Below are 15,639 nucleotides of genomic sequence, written 5' to 3'. Positions count from 1 at the left end.
CACATCGATCAGTCGCGCTCGAAGATCTCCTCGATGGCGAGGCCGAACAGGTCGGCGATGCGAAAGGCGAGGGGGAGCGACGGATCGTACTTTCCCGTCTCTATCGCGTTGACCGACTGGCGGCTTACCTCCAGCCTTTCAGCAAGGTCGGCCTGGCTCCAGTTCCGCTCCGCCCGCAGGACCTTGAGGCGGTTCTTCACTCCGCCCCCCCGCTGCGTTCGAGAACCGCGTTGACGCAGCCGCCGAGACCGAGCCCGGCGAACCACAGGACGGCGGCATAGAAGGCCGGGACATGCGGCAGCAGGCCGAAGCTTTCGACAAAGCCCCACGCAGTCGCGACCGAAAGCATGAAGGCCGTGGCGATCAGGACCTGGCGGGTAAGCAGGTAGCGCTGGTATTCGTCACGAAGCGAGGCCAGCAGCCGGCCGATGACGACGAAGACCCCGATCACCGGCAGCGCCGGCAGGAGCGCGGCGGCATAGGCGCTGATGCCGGTGGGCCGACTGGCCTCGAAGATGAGGTTCACGCCGACCAGCGTGGCGGCATAGCCGCCCATGAGCAGCATGACGGCGCGAGTGTACTGGCGGCGTTCGGGGGTCATCCTGGCAAGCATTGGTCAAGCCTCCTTGATCTGATGACAAGGAAACTTGACCAAAATTGAGAGGATGTCAAGCGAAGTTGACTTCAGCCCTTCTGGACTTCAGGCCTTCTGGGCGGCGTTCTTCTCCATGAAGACGCGCGCGCGGTCGGCCGCCCAGGCGTTGAGGGCCTCGGTACGGGCGCGGGCGCCCTCGGGATCGGCCTCCAGCGGCAGGACCGCGTCCACGATCGCATCGAAGTGCTGGCGCAGCCCGTCCTTCGCTTCGGGATAGGGGATGATGTAGAGTTGATTGGCCACGATGCCCGCCTTGACGTGCTCTGCCAGTTCGACCGGGTCCATGCCGTGCTGGTGGATCGAATGCAGCGAGGCGATCGACTCCTCGTTTTCGACATAACCGCTCTTGCCGAACTGCGCCGGCCGCAGGCGGCTGGCTTCCGCGATGTTCGACTTGATGTTGGCCGGACACAGCACGGAAACGCCGATGCCGTGCTTGTCGAGGCCCTGGCGATAGCTTTCCATCAGGTTGATGACGGCTGCCTTCGCCGCCGAGTAGGGTGCGGCAAGCGCGCTGCCCATGAGGCCGCCGAGCGAGGAAGTGGTGACGATGTGGCCGGGCCTGCCGCTGGCGATCATGCGCGGCACGAACGTGACCATGCCGTTGATGACGCCGCCCAGGTTGACGCCGACGATCCAGTCGAAATCGTCGTAGGAGGTATCCTCGACCGGGCCGAAGCTGTTCACGCCAGCGGTGTTGAACAGAAGCGTGGGCGCCGCGCCGAAGACCTGCTCGACCTCGTCGGCGGCGCCGGCGTAGGCCTGGCGGTCGGTGATATCGAGGACGAGGCCGTGAGCGACGATGCCTTCGGCCTTCAGCGCGGCAACGGCCCGCTCCACCGCTTCGGCGCGGACGTCGGCGACGACGATCTTCGCGCCAGCCCGGCCGAAGACCTGTGCCTGCCCGAAGCCTGCACCCGAAGCACCGCCCGTGATGAAGGCGATCTCGTTCTCGAAACTTTGCACGCGGTGATCCTCTCTCGCAGATTATTGTTAGTGTTGCTTACAAAATTCCGCTTGCCGGAGCAAGTGAACGCCGTGGGTGACTCGCGCCCGGTTTGCCGCTAGAAGCCGGTCCATCATGGCCCGCCGCACGACAAGCACTACCACCACTACCCCCGCGAGCCGGGGGCGGTCGCTGCCGGGCTGAGGCCTGCCGCGATGCCGCCGCCCGGTTCGGGTGGACATGCGCATCGCCTCCCGAACCGATCCGAATTACCGATGCGCGCCCTTCCGGTGGCAACGCTCCTGTGGCAAGGCGCTGCCAGTTGAACGCAGAGAGACCCGCATGTCCGAGTTGCTGAAGATCACCCTGCCCGACGGTTCCGTGCGCGAGGTCGCGCCGGGCAGCACCCCGGCAGACATTGCCGCCGCGATCGGCCCGGGCCTTGCGAAGGCTGCACTGGCGGCGAAAGTCGATGGCGAACTGGTGGACCTGACGCGGCCATTCACGGCGGACGCGCAACTGGCGCTGGTCACGGCGAAGGACGAGGCCGAAGCGCTCGACCTTGCACGGCACGATTATGCGCACGTCCTCGCCGAAGCGGTGCAGGCGCTGTTTCCGGGCACGCAGATCACCTTCGGGCCGAGCACGGACGACGGCTTCTACTACGACTTCGCGCCGAAGGACCGGCCCTTCACCGACGAGGATCTGCCCGCCATCGAGGCGGAAATGCGCAAGATCATCGCCGCGAACAAGCCACTGCGCCGCGAGGTCTGGAGCCGCGAGCAACTGATCAGCCGCTGGAAGCAGCAGGGCGAGAGCTTCAAGGCCGAATGGGCGGCGGAACTGCCTGAGAACGAGGAATTGACCGTCTACTGGTCGGGCGACGACTGGCTCGACATGTGCCGCGGCCCGCACCTGCCCTCGACCGGCAAGCTCGATCCCAATGCGTTCAAGCTGACTCGCGTTTCGGGGGCCTACTGGCGCGGCGACCAGAAGAACGCGATGCTCAGCCGAGTCTACGGTACCGGCTGGCTCAACAAGAAGCAGCTCGACGCGCACCTGACGCGGCTGGAGGAAGCCGCCAAGCGCGACCATCGCAAGCTGGGCAACGAGATGGACCTGTTCCATCTCCAGCAGGAAGCGCACGGTTCGGTGTTCTGGCACCCGAAGGGCTATCTGATCTGGCGCGAGCTGGAAGCCTACATGCGCCGCGCTATCGACGGCGCGGGCTATCGCGAGGTCAAGACCCCGCAGGTCATGGACGCGCGCCAGTGGGAGCAATCGGGCCACTGGGGCAAGTACCGCGAGAACATGTTCGTCATTCCCGACGAAGTGCCCAACGTCGACGATGAAGGGCCGATCGTTTCGAACGATGCGGACTGGATGGCGCTGAAGCCGATGAACTGCCCGGCGCACGTCCTGATCTTCCGCCAGGGCATCAAGTCCTACCGCGAACTGCCGCTGCGCCTGTACGAGAACGGCTGCTGCCACCGCAACGAGCCGCACGGCGCGCTGCACGGGTTGATGCGGGTGCGCCAGTTCACGCAGGACGACGCGCACATCTTCTGCCGCGAAGACCAGATCGTTTCGGAAGTGCAGGCCTTCTGCGAGCTGGCCGACCGCATCTACAAGCACTTCGGTTTCACCTACTCGATCAAGCTCGCGCTGCGCCCGGAAAAGCGCTTCGGCACCGAGGAGATGTGGGACAAGGCCGAGCGCGAACTGCGCGACGCGGTGGTGCGCGCAGGCCTTGCCACCGAGGAATACGGCTGGGAGGAACTGCCGGGCGAAGGCGCGTTCTACGCGCCCAAGCTGGAATGGCACCTGACCGACGCTATCGGCCGTACCTGGCAGGTCGGCACGATCCAGTCGGACCGCGTCCTGCCCGAACGCCTCGACGCAAGCTACATCGGCGAGGATGGCGAGAAGCACCGCCCGGTCATGCTGCACCGCGCGATCTTCGGTTCCTACGAGCGCTTCATCGGCATCCTGATCGAGCACTTCGCCGGTCGCCTGCCGGTGTGGCTCGCGCCGGTCCAGGCAGTGGTCGCCACGATCGTTTCGGACGCCGACGACTATGCCAGGGACGCGCTGGCCAAGCTGAAGGCGGCGGGCATCCGCGCCGATACCGACCTGCGCAACGAGAAGATCAACTACAAGGTGCGCGAACACTCGCTGCAAAAGGTTCCGTACCTGCTGGTGGTGGGCAAGCGCGAGGCCGAGGAAGGCACCGTGGCGATCCGCATCCTGGGCGAGCAGCACCAGAAGGTGATGCCGCTCGACGAGGCGATTGCCCTGCTCAAGGGTGAGGCCACGGCGCCGGATCTCAGGGCCTGACCGCGCTCGACCTCCCGCTCCTGCCGCTCGCGCTTTGCGCGCTGGCGGCCTTCGTGGCCGCTTTCGTGCGCGGGCTGGCGGGGTTCGGGATGGCGATCCTGCTGGTGCCGCTGATCGGGCTGGTGATCCCGCCCGGCGAGGCGGTGGTCGTCTCGAACATGCTGGGACTGCTGATCGGCCTGGTCGGCGCGCGCAAGGTTTGGAACGAGGGCGATAAGAGCGCGGGGGTGATCGGCAGCCTTGCCATGCTGCTGACGCCCGTGGGGCTGGTGGTACTCTTCGCGACGCCGCCGGGAATTGCCCGCGTGCTGATCGCGCTGGTGGCGATCGGCGCCTTCGGACTGGTGCTGCTTCCGACCAGGCCCGGCCATGCTCCGGGCAGGCTCGAGACGGGGCTGACCGGCGCGGCGGCGGGGCTTCTGACCGGGTTTGCCGGGATGCCGGGGCCGCCGGTGGTGCCCTATTACCTGCGCCGCCCGATCCCGCGTGAGGTAGCGCGGGCGTCGATGCTGACGGTGTTCCTGCTGACCTCGATCGCCAGCACGGTGGCCGCGCTGGCACTGGGCCTCGCGTCATGGCGCGACGCGCTGTTCGCCGTGGTACTGTTCGTACCGGTGCTGGCGGGCAATCACCTGGGCAGCCTGGCCTTCGGCAAGGTCAGCGATGCGGCATGGCGGGGGTTCGTGGGATTCCTGCTGGCGATGTCGGCGCTGATGGCCATCGTGCGACTGATCGGCTGATAACGGGGGAAGCGAACGGCCTCGCGCAGGTCCCGACCGCACCGGTTCAGACGGGCGCGGGCGCCCCGTTCCGGGCGGGGCGATAGTTCGCGCCATCGCTGGTGAATTCGGCGTGGCCGAGCGTGCCGAGGTAGCGCTTGAGCCGCGAGGTCAGCCGCCGGTCGGCAATCGATCCGATCACCGGGACTTTGGTCGCTGCGGTATAGGCGCGCATCCGTCCGAACACGTGGGCACCGACCGCAGCCGCGCGGGCCTTGTCCATCGCGGTGATGCGCACGCCGAATTCGCGGGCGCGCGCATCCTTGCCGTCGCAGAAGTTCTGCAGGAAGTAGAGCTTCGCAAAGCTCTTCTCGAAGCGTTCGCGCATGGCTCCGGCGGGGGTGGAGGTATCGACGAGTTCCGCCTCCATCGTTGCCTTGAGCAGCGCGCCGCAGGTTTCCGGATCGAAGCCGCGACGCAGAGTAAGCATGCGCGCGTTCCAGAAATCGACGATGTCCTGCGGGTTGTCGCCCAGCAGATCCTGCGGCAGCCCGAGCAGGAAGCAGCGATAGCGCGACAGCTCGACCTGCGCGCGCTCGTCGGCGTCGAAGGTCTTGCGGCCTTCGCGCAGCGCGGCTGCCGAAAGGAAGAAATCCCCGATCAGACCGGCGGGCATCTGGTCCACCTGCGGGATCGGGATACCGAACACCTTCTGGTCCCAGCGGCCTTGGGAAAGCACGTTGAAGCGCACCATCGAGTGCATCAGCCGGACCATCGCCGCGGCCTTGAACCCCGGACCGTGACGCCGCAGCGCGCCCGGCAGGGTGCTGGTGCCGAAGAAGGTGGCGGTTTCCTTGATCCGCCGGGCCGCCGTCTTGTGGGATAGCGTACCAGTCAGCGCCATCGGCAGGGCGGCGTACTTGTTCATGAAAGTGGCGATGAAGCCGCCGCGAATTGCCCAGGGCGCGAAATTGGCCATGGCATTGCGCTGGATGCGCGCGCCGCGTTCGATCAGGGGCCATATCGACCCAGGGCGGCGTGTCTTCCATCGCACGGATGAAGCGGACGAGTTCGGGCGGCGCGTCGGCGACCGCATCAACGCCCTTGTCGCAGGCGGTGACCAGCATTTCCACCAGCGGGCGGAAGCCATGCCGTGGCATCAGCGCGGCATAGGGATCGGCAACCGTATCGCCGAGCATGGTGTAGAGCGACATGCGCCCGATCAAGTCGGCGTTGGCGTGCAGGCGGGGGGCATCGGCGGCAAAGCGGCCGCGCAGTTCCGACAGGCGAGGTTCGCTTGCCAGCAGACGTTCGGGACGGACGGCGAAATCGATATCGCCGTACATCGCGGGGTTATCGGTCCTCTGGCTTTCGACTTTCCGGCGCAGATCCTCGAGGCTTTGCATCGCGCTACTCCGCTGACTTAATCGGGTGATCAAGACGGCAAACGGAAGCGATGGCAAGCGTCCAATAGGACCGCTTCAGACCGTAAAGCTCTCGCCGCAACCGCACGAACCCTTGGCGTTGGGGTTCTGGAACACGAAACCGGCGGTGAAATCGTCTTCCTGCCAATCCATCGTGCTGCCGATCAGGTAGAGCACCGAGGCGCTGTCGATGAAGAACAGGCCGCCGGGCGTCTCGATCCTCTCGTCCATCGGGTTTGCCTCGGTGACGTAGTCGACCGAGTAGGCAAGGCCCGAGCAGCCACGCCGGGGCGTGGACAGCTTGACCCCGATCGCGCCTTCGGGCGCGTTTTCCATCAGATTCGCGATGCGCGCCTCCGCGCTGGCCGTGAGGATCACGGCGGCGGGGCGGGGGCGGCGGACTTTGGTCTCGGTCGTCATGGTGACACCTATATGGGGAGCGGTCAGAGCATTCCCAGTTCTAGCTTGGCCTCGTCGCTCATCTTCTGGGGGTCCCACGGCGGATCCCAGACGAGATTGACTTCGGCCTCGCGCACGCCGGGAACGGCCGAGACGCGCAGTTCGACCTCGCCGGGCATCGATTCGGCCACCGGGCAGTGCGGCGTGGTCAGGGTCATCGTGACCATGACATGAGCGTCATCCGAGACGTCGACGCCGTAGATGAGGCCAAGGTCATAGATGTTGACCGGGATTTCCGGGTCGAAGATCTCCTTGAGCGCGTTCACCACGCCCTCGTAGATATCGCCGCCCGGCTCGCCGGGGGAAACGCCCTCGGGCTTTGCGGCAAGGAAACCCTCGAGATAGTCGCGCTTGCGCTCGAGCTTCTCGGCGGGGGTCTCTTCGACCGCGTCCTCGACGAAGGCACGCCGGGGGGCAGCCACCGCTTCGACTTCCTCGACGGCGAATTTGGGATCTTCGCTGCTCATCCGAATATCCTCTTGGTCCTTTCGATGCCGCGCACGAGGGCGGCGATATCGCTTTCATCGCTGTAGATGCCGAAGCTGGCCCGGGCCGTGGCGGGAACGCCAAGGTGGTCCATCAATGGCTGCGCGCAGTGGTGCCCGGCACGGATCGCCACGCCTTCCTCGTCGAGGATCGTGCCGAGATCGTGCGGGTGCACGCCCTCGATGGCGAAGCTGACGATGCCGGCGCTGTCCTCGGGCCCGAACAGGCGGACGGAGTTCATCCGCCCGAGCGCCTCGCGGGCCTTGGCCACGAGCGCGACTTCATGGGCGTGGATCGCATCGAGGCCCTGTGCCTGCACGAAGTCCACCGCCGCGCCGAAGCCGATGGCCTCGACGATGGCCGGGGTGCCGGCTTCGAAACGCTGCGGCGCGGGGGCATAGGTCGTGCGCTCGAAAGTGACGCGGTCGATCATCGCCCCGCCGCCCTGCCACGGCGGCATGGCGTCGAGAATCGCGGCCTTGGCCCAAAGCGCGCCTATGCCGGTCGGGCCATAGAGCTTGTGGGCGGAAAAGACGTAGAAATCAGCGTCCATCGCCTTCACGTCGACAGCGAGGCGCGGCACCGCCTGGCAGCCGTCGAGCAGGATCTTCGCCCCGACCGCACGCGCCAGCCGGACCGCCTGCGCCACGTCGAGCACAGAACCGAGCACGTTCGACACATGGGCAAGAGCGACAAGCTTGTGCGCGGGGGTCAGGATGCGCTCCGCCGCGGCAAGGTCGATGCGGCCGTCCTCGGTCAACGGGCAGACGTCGATCTCGACTCCGGTCCGGTCGCGCAGCAACTGCCAAGGTACGATGTTCGAATGATGCTCGAGCGTGGAGAGCAGGATGCGGTCGCCCGCCTTGAGGTTTGCCTGGCCCCAGGTCTGCGCGACGAGGTTGATCGCCTCGGTTGCGCCGCGCGTGAAGACGATCTCGCCTTCATCGCCGTTGACCAGCCCCGCCACCTTGCGGCGCGCGGCCTCGAAGGCGAGCGTCATGTCGGCCGAGCGGGCATAGACGCCGCGATGGACGGTGGCGTAGTCGGCGCCGAGGGCGCGAGTTACCGCGTCGATCACCACCTGCGGCTTCTGCGCGGTGGCTGCGGTGTCGAGATAGTGCCAGCGGCTGCCGTCGGGATTCAGCAGGCCCGGCCATTGCGCGCCGCGCGTGATCGTGTCCACGCTCACAGCACAGCCTCCAGCGCCTTGAGCGCGGCATCTGTCAGGACCTCCTCGTCGGCCGCGCCGACGAAGGCCTCGGCGATGAAGGCCTGGAGCATGAGCTTCTTGGCCTCTGCCGGCGGAAGACCGCGCGATTGCAGGTAGAACAGGCCGGTGGCGTCAAGCTCGCCCACCGCGCAGCCGTGCGCGCACTTCACGTCGTCGGCATAGATTTCGAGCTCGGGCCGCGCATTGGCGGTTGCCCTGCGGTCGAGCAGCATCGCCCGGATCGACTGTTCGCCGTCGGTGCCGATCGCCCCCCGGGCAACAACGACGCGGCCAAGATAGGTGCCGGTCGCCTTTCCGCCGAGAACCGAGCGCACGACCTGGCTGGACACGGCGTCAGGCTCTGCGTGGGTTACTTCGGTGACGATTTCCGCCACCTGTTCGCCACCCGCGACCTGCGCGGCTCCGAGATGGAACCTGGCGCCCTTGCCGAGACGGACCGCGACGGCGATGCGGCCATAGGCGGAACCGGCGTTGAGCAGGCGCAGGTCGAACGAAGCACCATCCTCGAGCACGATGGAGATATCGCGCGCCGCGTCGTTACCGCCGTCCAGCACCACGGCCAGCGCGCCTTCTTCGCCCGCCGCCACGCGGATTTCCTGCGCCGGCAGCGGCCAGAGCTTTTCCAGCGCGGCGAGATCGGCGTAGCGATAGGCCTCGTCCTTGCGCGTGGGGAGGGCGAGTGCGGTCATGCGGCGACCGCCTCGTAGCCGTGTTCTTCAAGTTCGAGCGCCAGTTCCGGACCGCCGCTCTTCACGATGCGGCCACTGGCAAGAACGTGAACGAAGTCGGGCTTCACGTAGTCCAGCAGGCGCTGGTAGTGGGTGATGAGCAGCACGGCCTTGTCGGGCTTGCGCATGATCGCGTTGATGCCTTCGCCGCAGATGCGCAGGGCGTCGATGTCGAGCCCGGAATCCGTCTCGTCGAGGATGGCGATCCGGGGATCGAGGATGCCCATCTGCACCATCTCGGCACGCTTCTTCTCGCCGCCGGAAAAGCCGACGTTCACCGGGCGCTTGAGCATGTCCATGTCCATGCGCAGCAGCGCGGCCTTTTCCTTGGCGAGCTTGAGGAATTCGCCGCCCGAAAGCGGGGCCTCTCCGCGCGCCTTGCGCTGGGCGTTGGCCGCCTCGCGCAGGAACTGGACGAAGGAAACGCCCGGAATTTCGACCGGGTACTGGAAGCCGAGGAACAGGCCTGCGGCGGCGCGTTCGTGGGGCTCCATCCCCAGCATGTCGGCGCCATCGAGAGTGGCGCTGCCGCCGGTCACTTCATACCCGGGACGCCCGCCAAGCGTGTAGCCGAGGGTCGACTTGCCCGCGCCGTTGGGCCCCATGATCGCATGAATTTCGCCGGCATTGATGGTGAGCGAAAGGCCCTTGAGGATGGGCTTGTCGGCAACGTTGGCCTGAAGGTTTTCGATTGTGAGCATCGTCTTCTCTTTCAGCCCCGCGACCGGGGGGAATGGCTGCGCTGGGGGCGTGCACCGGAGCGCGAATAGGTGGAGCGCTGCGGGCGCGCGGCGGCGCGCAGTTCCTCGTAACGAGCCTTCATCGCGGCCAGCACCGCGCGGCCCGCGCCTTCGGGATCGCCGAGAACTTCGGCCGCGTCATAACGCACGACCTTGAGGCCGACGGCGGCAAGGCTCGCATCGCGGCGGCGTTCGATTTCCGGGGCGTCGCCCCGGTCGAGCGCCACGACCAGCTTGAGCGGCTGGCAGGCGAAATCGACAATGGCCGACCCGATAACCGCGTAACGCTTGAACTTGTACTTGCCGAGATCTTCCTTCGCCAGTTCCTCGGCCAGCGCAGCGTGAGCCTCGTCGGGCTCGCGGCGCATTTCGCGCGCCATGTCGTGAATCGCGTCGAGCCGCGAGCCGGAAATGACCCAGCCGCGCCCCTTCTTCTGGATATTGGGAACGTCGGCGCGTTCGCTCGCCGGACGCAGGGAAAGGGTCTTCTTCATTGCGGCTGGCCCAATGCAAAATGTTGCTCGTCATGCTGAACTTGTTTCAGCGTCCATCTGGCGACCGAAACCGCCGATGCTGGACGAGAGATGGACCCTGAAACAGGTTCAGGGTGACGATGAGTGAGAAGCGATGGCATCATCCCACGCTTCCTTCGAGCGAAATGCCAAGCAGCTTCTGCGCCTCGACCGCGAATTCCATGGGCAACTGCTGCAGCACTTCGCGCGCAAAACCGTTGACGATCAGCGCCACCGCGCTTTCCTGGTCGAGCCCGCGCTGCATGGCGTAGAACAGCTGGTCGTCGCTGATCTTGCTTGTCGTCGCCTCGTGCTCGATCGTGGCGGAGGGATTGCGAACTTCGATGTAGGGCACGGTATGCGCGCCGCAATCCGAGCCCAGCAGAAGGCTGTCGCACTGCGTGAAGTTGCGCACGCCTTCGGCCTGCGGAGCAACGCGGACGAGGCCGCGATAGGTGTTGTTCGACTTGCCGGCGGAAATGCCCTTCGACACGATGGTCGAGCGGCTGCCCTTGCCGTTGTGGATCATCTTGGTGCCGGTATCGGCCTGTTGATGGTTGTTGGTCACGGCGACCGAGTAGAACTCGCCCACCGAGTCCTCGCCGTTGAGTACGCAGGACGGATACTTCCAGGTGATCGCCGAGCCGGTTTCGACCTGCGTCCACGACACCTTGGACCGCGCGCCCTGGCACAGAGCGCGCTTGGTCACGAAATTGTAAATGCCGCCGCGACCTTCGGCATCGCCCGGATACCAGTTCTGCACGGTCGAATACTTGATCTCGGCATCATCGAGCGCGACCAGTTCGACGACCGCAGCATGGAGCTGGTTCTCGTCGCGCTGCGGCGCGGTGCAGCCCTCGAGGTAGCTGACGTAGCTGCCCTTGTCGGCCACGATCAGGGTACGCTCGAACTGGCCGGTGTTCTCCGCGTTGATGCGGAAATAGGTGCTCAGCTCCATCGGGCAGCGCACGCCTTCGGGGATGTAGACGAAGGTGCCGTCCGAAAAGACCGCGCAGTTCAGAGTGGCGAAGTAGTTGTCGTGCATGGGCACGACCTTGCCCAGCCACTTGCGGACGAGATCGGGGTATTCGCGGATCGCCTCGGAGATCGAACGGAAGATGACGCCCGCCGCTTCCAGCTCCTTGCGGAAGGTCGTGGCGACGGAGACCGAATCGAACACGGCATCGACCGCGACCTTGCGCGCGCCTTCGACGCCGGCGAGCACCTTCTGCTCCTCCAGCGGAATGCCGAGCTTTTCATAGACGCGCAGGATTTCCGGATCGACCTCGTCCAGGCTGCCGAGCTTCGGCTTGGCCTTGGGCGCAGCCCAGTAATAGGCCTCCTGGTAGTCGATCGGCGGGATGTTCAGCTTGGCCCATTCGGGCGTGGGCATGGTCAGCCAGTGGCGATAGGCCTTGAGGCGCCATTCGAGCATCCACTCCGGCTCGTCCTTCTTGGCCGAGATGAAGCGGACGGTGTCCTCGGACAGGCCCTTGGGCCCGTATTCCTGCTCGATGTCGGAAACCCAGCCATGCTCGTACTCGGCAACCCTAGCGGCAGCCTCGCGCGCAGCCTGATCCTTCACTTCTGTATTATCGGTCATGCCAGAACCTCCGCCACCGGTACCGCCTGGACGGCGGGGCGGGACAATTGGGTAAGCGGTATGCCCGCCAGCGCGCCGCGAAGTGCGGCATCGACGGCGGGCCAGTGCGGACGGACGGTGCACGCGCTTTCGAGCGTGCAATCGTGGCGGCCATGCTCGCTGCACGGCGCAAGCGCAATAGGACCTTCGACCGCCTCGACGATATCCGCCAAAGTGATGGCCGCGGCGGGTCGGGCCAGCTTCAGCCCACCACGCGCGCCGCGCACCGACTTCAGCAGTCCGGCCGAGGAAAGCTTGCTCACGAGCTTCTGCACGGTGGGCGCGGGCAGGCCCGTTTCGTCGGCCAGTTGCTGGGCCGAGACGCGCTGCTGCCCGCAATGGCGCGCGGCGGCGCACATCGTCACGACGGCGTAGTCGGCCATGCTGGAAAGACGCATCGCAGAAGGGTCCCGGCGACGATCCGCGAAATCGGACCGAATCACTCCGGTTATCTAGGCGCTTGAAACCCGGGCGACAAGTGCGCTGGACGCGCAAAAAAAGGGCGGCCGAGCCCCGTGAGGGTCACCGGCCGCCTTGAAGTCGAGAACCCGATACATCACTGCACCGAGCCCTTCGGGTCGCATCGCCCTCCTACGCAGAAGCACGCATATTGAATTGTATGGATTCGACAAAATCGGTGACATTCCGGCAACATGACCAATCAAATCGATTACAATTCAGGTCAAATTCGAGAAGATCGCGCTTGGCCGGGGCTTCTCGTCGGCCCAAAAAGGTTGCTAACCGCTCCGGCGCCGCATCGATCGACTGTGGCGCTGCAGAAACAATGAACGCCGGAACAATGAACGCCGGCAGGAATCGGACCGACTGATCGTGACGCCATACTCGCTACTGCGCCCCCTCATCTTCCGCATTCCCGCAGAACCCGCGCACCGCCTGACGATAAAGGCCCTGGGCCTTGCGCAAGGCGGGACCACGCTGGCGCCCACGCCTTCGCTCGCCCAGCGCATAGCGGGACTGGCCTTTCCCAACCCGGTCGGCATGGCCCCCGGTTTCGACAAGAACGCGGAAGTGCCCGATGCCATGCTCGGCCTCGGCTTCGGATTCGTCGAAGTGGGCACGGTCACGCCCCGCCCGCAGGAGGGCAACCCCAAGCCGCGCCTGTTCCGCCTGGTCGAGGACCGCGCGGTCATCAACCGCATGGGCTTCAACAACGAAGGCGCGCAGGCCGTCACCAACCGCCTCGTGCGGCGACGCGAGACTGGCAAGCACGGCTTGCCGGGCATCGTCGGCGTGAACATCGGCGCGAACAAGGATTCGGCGGACCGAATCGCCGACTATGCGCTGATGACGCGGCTGATGGCGCCGCTGGCCTCGTACCTCACCGTCAACATCTCATCGCCGAATACGCCGGGCCTGCGCGCCCTGCAGGACGAAGGCGCCCTTGCCGCACTGCTCGATGCAGTGATCGAGGCGCGTGGCAACATGACCACGCCGGTGTTCCTCAAGCTCGCGCCCGATCTCGAGCCGGCCGATATCGACAGCATCTGCCGCATCGCCATCGAAAAGCAGCTTGCGGCCCTGATCATCTCGAACACGACGATCACCCGGCCAGTGCTCCGCTCTGCCCACGCCGGGGAGGCGGGCGGACTTTCCGGCGCACCGCTGCGGGAACTGGCGCTGCAGCGCCTGCGCGATTTCCGCAAGGCCAGCGGCGGGGCGATCCCGCTGGTCGGCGTAGGCGGCATTGCCACGGTCGACGATGCGTGGGAGCGGATCCGGGCAGGCGCCAGCCTGATCCAGATCTACAGCGCCATGGTCTACGAAGGGCCCGGCCTGGCCCGCCGCCTCGTTGCGGGTCTCGAGCGCAAAGTCCGCGAAGCCGGCCTCACTTCCATTGCCGAGGCCGTCGGCAGCGAATAGCGTGGCGGGCATGAAGATGCCCCCGCTCCTCCTCCGATATGCGCCGCTTGCCGGCGTACTTCTAGCCAGCGCCTGTGTCCCGCCGCCCAGCGCACCGGTTGCTCCGGCACCACGGCCGGCCGCCGACGGAAGTGTGCCCGTCGAAGGGCCGGGCCTCGTTTCGGCAGCCGATCCGCGCGCCGCGGAAGCCGGGGCGCAGATGCTCAGGCTTGGCGGCAGCGCCACCGACGCCGCGATTGCGACAATGCTCGCGCTTACGGTAGTCGAGCCGCAAAGCTCGGGTATAGGCGGCGGCGGTTTCCTCGTGACGGGCGATGCCGCAGGTGCGGTCAGCACGATCGACGGACGCGAAACCGCACCACGCGCGGCAACGCCGGAATGGTTCTACGTCGGCGGAAAGCCGCTCCCCTATGCCGACGCGATTCCCGGCGGACGCAGCGTGGGCGTGCCGGGCAACCTGCGCCTTGCGGCCCATGCCCACAACGCACGCGGCAGGCTTTCCTGGCGGACCCTGTTCCAGCCGGCGATCCGCCTGGCGCGCGATGGCTTCGCGATCACCGGGCGCTTGCGTTCCTCGCTGGAAAGCTTCGCCCGCACCGGCGCGCTCGACCCGGCGGCACGAGCGCTGTTCTACGGTCCGGATGGGCAGCCGCTCCCCGTCGGCACGATCGTGCGCAATCCGGCGCTCGCCGCCACGCTGGAAGGGATTGCCGCACGCGGCGCGGACAGTTTCTACACCGGCGACAACGCGGCGACCCTCGCCGCGAAGGTCGGCACCGCGCCGGTCAACCCTGCACCGATGACCACGGCAGACATCGCCGCCTACAAGGCAGTCGAGCGGACGCCGCTGTGCGGCCAGTACCGTACCTACCGGATCTGCGGAATGGGCCCGCCCAGTTCGGGCGCAACGACGGTTTACGCGATCCTCGAACAGCTGGAGCGGTTCGACATGAAGACGCTCGGCCCAGCAAGCCCGGTGGCCTGGCACCTGATCGCCGAATCGCAGCGCCTCGCCTACGCCGACCGCGACCAGTACCTCGCCGATGCGGACTTCGTGCAGGTGCCCGTAGCGGGGCTTTCGGACCCGGCCTACCTGGCGGGCCGGTCCGCCCTCATTTCCGAAAGCGCGACGATGCCCACCGTGCTCCCCGGCACGCCGCCCGGAGCGAAGCTGGCCTTCGCGCGGGCAGAGCCGCAGGACGAGAACGGGACGACCCACTTCGTCGCGGTGGACCGGTGGGGCAACGCCGCCAGCTACACCTCGACGATCGAAGGACCGTTCGGATCGGGGCTGATGGTCGGCGGCTATTACCTCAACAACGAACTGACCGATTTCAACATTGTGCCGGACAAGGACGGCAAGCCGACCGCAAACCGCGTCGAGGGCGGCAAGCGGCCCCGCAGCTCGATGGCGCCGACGCTGGTCTACGGTCCTGACGGAAAGCTCCGCCTCGCAATCGGCGCTGCTGGCGGCGCGACCATTCCCGCGCAAGTGGCCAAGGCGATCATCGGCGTGCTCGACTGGAACCTCTCCGCCCGCGACGCCATAGCCCTGCCGGTGATCTTCGCGCCCGGCGGCGACACCGTCTTCGTAGAGAGGGGCACCTCGCTGGAGGCGATGATCCCGGCGCTGCAGAAGCTGGGTCACGCCAAGATTCTGGCACGCCCGCCGGGATTCAAGGCCAACGCGATCGAGCGGGTCGGCAATACGTGGCGCGGCGCTGCCGATCCGCGCAGCGAAGGCATCGCGGTCGCACCATGAGCGCCCGCCTCACCCGTCCCCGGTTGCCGTAACGGCGGCGCCCCACTAGGTTCGGTTGAAACGAACGGGGCCCAGCGCGATCAGGGCAGGCCGGGGACAGAACGGGGCGAGGTAACA

17 protein-coding genes are annotated in these 15,639 nt (G+C 66.5%); 5 read left to right on the top strand and 12 right to left on the bottom strand.

Annotation, left to right across the window (positions count from 1 at the left end; genetic code table 11):
* Positions 1-8: 8 nt before the first annotated feature.
* From SARO_RS01035 to SARO_RS01025, 3 genes are all read right to left on the bottom strand, one after another.
* Positions 9-200, bottom strand: a complete 192-nt coding sequence (locus SARO_RS01035; RefSeq protein WP_011443869.1) for a helix-turn-helix transcriptional regulator — start codon at positions 198-200, stop codon at positions 9-11.
* Positions 197-613, bottom strand: a complete 417-nt coding sequence (locus tag SARO_RS01030) for a hypothetical protein (RefSeq protein WP_011443868.1) — start codon at positions 611-613, stop codon at positions 197-199. The genes SARO_RS01035 and SARO_RS01030 overlap by 4 nt, the downstream gene beginning before the upstream one ends.
* 87 nt (positions 614-700) lie before the next feature.
* Complete coding sequence (locus SARO_RS01025; RefSeq protein WP_011443867.1) at positions 701-1,621, bottom strand: SDR family NAD(P)-dependent oxidoreductase; 921 nt, start codon at positions 1,619-1,621, stop codon at positions 701-703.
* A 322-nt stretch (positions 1,622-1,943) separates the two neighbouring features.
* On the opposite strand from SARO_RS01025, the gene thrS reads away from it, so the two are divergent.
* Together thrS and SARO_RS01015 are read left to right on the top strand one after the other, a co-directional pair.
* On the top strand, positions 1,944-3,938 hold the full coding sequence (gene thrS / locus SARO_RS01020) for a threonine--tRNA ligase (protein ID WP_011443866.1): 1,995 nt from the start codon (positions 1,944-1,946) through the stop codon (positions 3,936-3,938).
* Complete coding sequence (locus SARO_RS01015) at positions 3,935-4,678, top strand: TSUP family transporter (protein ID WP_049759271.1); 744 nt, start codon at positions 3,935-3,937, stop codon at positions 4,676-4,678. Before thrS ends, SARO_RS01015 begins: the two co-directional genes overlap by 4 nt.
* A 46-nt stretch (positions 4,679-4,724) precedes the next feature.
* Here SARO_RS01015 and SARO_RS01010 read toward each other — a convergent pair whose 3' ends face one another.
* On the bottom strand, positions 4,725-5,636 hold the full coding sequence (locus tag SARO_RS01010) for an oxygenase MpaB family protein (protein WP_198136629.1): 912 nt from the start codon (positions 5,634-5,636) through the stop codon (positions 4,725-4,727).
* On the opposite strand from SARO_RS01010, the gene SARO_RS21280 reads away from it, so the two are divergent.
* On the top strand, positions 5,635-6,084 hold the full coding sequence (locus tag SARO_RS21280) for a hypothetical protein (protein ID WP_198136628.1): 450 nt from the start codon (positions 5,635-5,637) through the stop codon (positions 6,082-6,084). The genes SARO_RS01010 and SARO_RS21280 overlap by 2 nt on opposite strands.
* Before the next feature lie 54 nt (positions 6,085-6,138).
* Here the strand turns inward: SARO_RS21280 and SARO_RS01005 are convergent, their stop codons facing one another.
* The 8 genes from SARO_RS01005 to SARO_RS00970 all read right to left on the bottom strand — a co-directional run bounded on the left by SARO_RS01005 (position 6,139) and on the right by SARO_RS00970 (position 12,277).
* Positions 6,139-6,501 (bottom strand): HesB/IscA family protein, encoded by a 363-nt coding sequence (locus tag SARO_RS01005; protein WP_011443864.1) that lies wholly within the window; start codon positions 6,499-6,501, stop codon positions 6,139-6,141.
* Positions 6,502-6,524: 23 nt separating this feature from the next.
* Positions 6,525-7,007 (bottom strand): SUF system Fe-S cluster assembly protein, encoded by a 483-nt coding sequence (locus SARO_RS01000; protein ID WP_011443863.1) that lies wholly within the window; start codon positions 7,005-7,007, stop codon positions 6,525-6,527.
* Positions 7,004-8,215 (bottom strand): cysteine desulfurase, encoded by a 1,212-nt coding sequence (locus SARO_RS00995; protein ID WP_011443862.1) that lies wholly within the window; start codon positions 8,213-8,215, stop codon positions 7,004-7,006. Before SARO_RS00995 ends, SARO_RS01000 begins: the two co-directional genes overlap by 4 nt.
* Positions 8,212-8,946, bottom strand: coding sequence for a SufD family Fe-S cluster assembly protein (locus SARO_RS00990; protein ID WP_011443861.1), 735 nt, complete (start codon positions 8,944-8,946; stop codon positions 8,212-8,214). Before SARO_RS00990 ends, SARO_RS00995 begins: the two co-directional genes overlap by 4 nt.
* Positions 8,943-9,686 (bottom strand): Fe-S cluster assembly ATPase SufC, encoded by a 744-nt coding sequence (gene sufC / locus SARO_RS00985; protein ID WP_011443860.1) that lies wholly within the window; start codon positions 9,684-9,686, stop codon positions 8,943-8,945. The genes SARO_RS00990 and sufC overlap by 4 nt, the downstream gene beginning before the upstream one ends.
* Before the next feature lie 11 nt (positions 9,687-9,697).
* On the bottom strand, positions 9,698-10,219 hold the full coding sequence (locus tag SARO_RS00980) for an endonuclease domain-containing protein (protein WP_011443859.1): 522 nt from the start codon (positions 10,217-10,219) through the stop codon (positions 9,698-9,700).
* Between the two features lie 139 nt (positions 10,220-10,358).
* Positions 10,359-11,840 carry a Fe-S cluster assembly protein SufB gene (gene sufB, locus SARO_RS00975; RefSeq protein ID WP_011443858.1) on the bottom strand — a complete coding sequence of 494 codons (1,482 nt, stop codon included), beginning with the start codon at positions 11,838-11,840 and terminating at the stop codon, positions 10,359-10,361.
* On the bottom strand, positions 11,837-12,277 hold the full coding sequence (locus SARO_RS00970; RefSeq protein WP_011443857.1) for an SUF system Fe-S cluster assembly regulator: 441 nt from the start codon (positions 12,275-12,277) through the stop codon (positions 11,837-11,839). The genes sufB and SARO_RS00970 overlap by 4 nt, the downstream gene beginning before the upstream one ends.
* A 433-nt stretch (positions 12,278-12,710) precedes the next feature.
* On the opposite strand from SARO_RS00970, the gene SARO_RS00965 reads away from it, so the two are divergent.
* Both SARO_RS00965 and ggt read left to right on the top strand, forming a co-directional pair.
* A complete protein-coding gene (locus SARO_RS00965) occupies positions 12,711-13,760 on the top strand; it encodes a quinone-dependent dihydroorotate dehydrogenase (RefSeq protein ID WP_011443856.1) in 1,050 nt (349 codons plus the stop codon).
* Between the two features lie 10 nt (positions 13,761-13,770).
* A complete protein-coding gene (gene ggt / locus SARO_RS00960; RefSeq protein ID WP_011443855.1) occupies positions 13,771-15,522 on the top strand; it encodes a gamma-glutamyltransferase in 1,752 nt (583 codons plus the stop codon).
* The last annotated feature ends 117 nt before the right edge of the window (positions 15,523-15,639 follow it).

It is taken from the genome of Novosphingobium aromaticivorans DSM 12444, assembly GCF_000013325.1.
Lineage (GTDB): Bacteria > Pseudomonadota > Alphaproteobacteria > Sphingomonadales > Sphingomonadaceae > Novosphingobium > Novosphingobium aromaticivorans.
This window is presented reverse-complemented; position numbering and strand designations above follow the sequence as displayed.

Excerpts from the sequence above, each read along its gene's own strand:
- SARO_RS01010 (WP_198136629.1), bottom strand. The coding sequence starts at position 5,636 with ATGGCCAATTTCGCGCCCTGGGCAATTCGCGGCGGCTTCATCGCCACT.
- SARO_RS01000 (WP_011443863.1), bottom strand. The coding sequence starts at position 7,007 with ATGAGCAGCGAAGATCCCAAATTCGCCGTCGAGGAAGTCGAAGCGGTG.
- SARO_RS00970 (WP_011443857.1), bottom strand. The coding sequence starts at position 12,277 with ATGCGTCTTTCCAGCATGGCCGACTACGCCGTCGTGACGATGTGCGCC.
- SARO_RS01030 (WP_011443868.1), bottom strand. The coding sequence starts at position 613 with ATGCTTGCCAGGATGACCCCCGAACGCCGCCAGTACACTCGCGCCGTC.
- SARO_RS00980 (WP_011443859.1), bottom strand. The coding sequence starts at position 10,219 with ATGAAGAAGACCCTTTCCCTGCGTCCGGCGAGCGAACGCGCCGACGTT.
- sufC (WP_011443860.1), bottom strand. The coding sequence starts at position 9,686 with ATGCTCACAATCGAAAACCTTCAGGCCAACGTTGCCGACAAGCCCATC.
- SARO_RS00990 (WP_011443861.1), bottom strand. The coding sequence starts at position 8,946 with ATGACCGCACTCGCCCTCCCCACGCGCAAGGACGAGGCCTATCGCTAC.
- ggt (WP_011443855.1), top strand. The coding sequence starts at position 13,771 with ATGAAGATGCCCCCGCTCCTCCTCCGATATGCGCCGCTTGCCGGCGTA.
- SARO_RS01005 (WP_011443864.1), bottom strand. The coding sequence starts at position 6,501 with ATGACGACCGAGACCAAAGTCCGCCGCCCCCGCCCCGCCGCCGTGATC.
- thrS (WP_011443866.1), top strand. The coding sequence starts at position 1,944 with ATGTCCGAGTTGCTGAAGATCACCCTGCCCGACGGTTCCGTGCGCGAG.
- SARO_RS21280 (WP_198136628.1), top strand. The coding sequence starts at position 5,635 with ATGGCATTGCGCTGGATGCGCGCGCCGCGTTCGATCAGGGGCCATATC.
- sufB (WP_011443858.1), bottom strand. The coding sequence starts at position 11,840 with ATGACCGATAATACAGAAGTGAAGGATCAGGCTGCGCGCGAGGCTGCC.